Source organism: Mycoplasma leonicaptivi ATCC 49890 (genome assembly GCF_000622205.1).
In the GTDB taxonomy this organism is placed as follows: domain Bacteria; phylum Bacillota_I; class Bacilli_A; order Mycoplasmatales; family Metamycoplasmataceae; genus Mycoplasmopsis; species Mycoplasmopsis leonicaptivi.
Window position 1 is genome coordinate 23,127 of the sequence record NZ_KK211410.1, and the last position, 1,975, is coordinate 25,101.

General features: G+C 25.7%; 4 protein-coding genes. All 4 read right to left on the reverse strand.

Annotation, left to right across the window (positions count from 1 at the left end; all coding sequences use genetic code 4):
* Positions 1–264: 264 nt before the first annotated feature.
* Entirely contained in the window at positions 265–618 is a 354-nt protein-coding gene (rplT, locus tag BU00_RS0104075; RefSeq protein WP_027121572.1) for a 50S ribosomal protein L20, read from the reverse strand.
* 62 nt (positions 619–680) lie between these two features.
* On the reverse strand, positions 681–869 hold the full coding sequence (gene rpmI / locus BU00_RS0104080; protein ID WP_027121573.1) for a 50S ribosomal protein L35: 189 nt from the start codon (positions 867–869) through the stop codon (positions 681–683).
* Positions 850–1,506, reverse strand: coding sequence for a translation initiation factor IF-3 (infC, locus tag BU00_RS0104085; RefSeq protein WP_084477556.1), 657 nt, complete (start codon positions 1,504–1,506; stop codon positions 850–852). Before infC ends, rpmI begins: the two co-directional genes overlap by 20 nt.
* 217 nt (positions 1,507–1,723) lie before the next feature.
* The coding region (locus tag BU00_RS05475) for a hypothetical protein (protein WP_425411676.1) at positions 1,724–1,975 on the reverse strand (252 nt) is incomplete at its 5' end.

Genomic DNA, 1,975 nt, shown 5'->3' on the forward strand with positions numbered 1-1,975 from the left:
ATAATTTTTTTAATTCTTAAAACATTATTCTTATTAATATTATTTTTTACTTTTGGTGAAATTTTAAATAATATTTTTAAAGCACCTTGTATTCCTGTACTCTTATATTCTTCATATATTTTGTAAAATTCTTCTGCTTTTAAATGTTTTGACATATTTCTCCTTTTTTTTGATTTTTTTGAGGGGGTATACCCCCTCAAAGGTGTTAAAAAAGCTAACATTATCATGTTAACTTTTTTGTCCACCTTTATCTTTAAAGATGTATTATTTAGCATTTTTAGCAACTGTAACTAATGATAAAAATGTTTTAGGTTCGTGGATTGCTAATTCAGATAACATTTTACGGTTAATTGTAATGTTTGCTTTTTTAAGACCATTAATAAATTTTGAATAACTAAGACCATGTTCTCTTGTTGAAGCATTAATACGTGCTATTCATAATTTACGGAAGTTTCTTTTAACTTGTTTACGATCTCTAAATGCATATGTTCATGATTTAACAACTGCTTGTTTTGCAACTTTATAACCGATTGATTTGTGACCAAAATATCCCTTAGCTAATTTTAATCATTTTTTACGTCTTGCTCTTGTAACTGTTCCACCTTTAACTCTTGCCATAATTATTTCCCTTTCTTAAATTGTAGTACTTAATTTTGAATTTATAAAGTATAAAAACAAAATTAAATTAAACCTTTTAATCTCTTGAAATCACTTCTTGACATTAAGGCAGCTTTTCTTGCATGACGTTTTCTTTTTGTTGATTTGTTTTGTGCTAAGTGTGAACGACCAGCTTGTTCTCTTAATATTTTACCGGTACCTGTAACTTTAATACGCTTTTTAAGAGCGCTTTTAGTTTTCATTTTTGGCATTTATTTCTCCTTCTTTTGAATCATTTTCTTGATCCTTATTTTTTAAGTATTTAGCGATTTTTATTTTATTTGGTTGGAGATTCATATCTAAAAAACGTTCATTGACTAATTTAGGTTCAGTTGTTTTTTCAGATATATCTTCAATTGAAGCATAAAATTTATCTAAAACACTAATCCCTAAGTCTTTTCTACCAATTTCACGACCTCTTAATTTAACAGAAACCTTAATACGGTATCCTTTTAAAAGAAACTCACGTGCTTTTTTACTTTTTGTAAGTAAATCATTATCACCAATCATTGGTGTTAAACGTATTTCACGATTTTGAACATTTGTTTGTTTTTCTTTGATTTCTTTTTGTTTCTTTTTACGGTCGTACTTAAATTTACCATAATCTAAAATTCTGCAAATTGGTTTTGGATCAACGCTAATTAAAACCAAATCCATTTTTTGTTGTTTTGCTAATTCAATAGCTTCAGATTTAGGTAAAACACCTACTTTATCTCCATTAGAATTTATTACAAAAACTTTTGGATATGGAATGTCACTATTAACATAATGTTCCTGAGTAGGTTTTTTTCTTTTTTCTTGTTGAATAATAATACTCTCCTTGTAAATATTTAAAGTTAAACGCTTCATCTACTAAAAAAGTACCTGAATTAAGTACATTTAATTGTAGCTATACCCAAAGACATATATCTATCAGGTGAGAAGTGATTCTACTTTCTGCAATTAAATAATATTGCTTTATTATTCTATCATATTTTTATAATATCTTACTTTATTTTTACCCGAGTTTCTCACTTTTATTTCGTAAAAATACGTTTAGACCTTGTATATAGGCCTAAACGTATTTTTATTGATAATTTTTAATTATTATTTTTTGGTATTCATCAAATTTATTTCAAATTAATGGTTCATTAATAACGTCTTCACGTTCATAATTAATAATTTTATTTGTAGATTTATTTATTTCAACTCTATGCCTTACTTTTTTAATAGTATTAATAAAGTTCGTTTCTGTTACTTTTTCAATAACACCATATTTTTCATAAAAACTATTTATTTTGTGGGTAAATAATTTTAATAATGTTAATGATGTAAAACA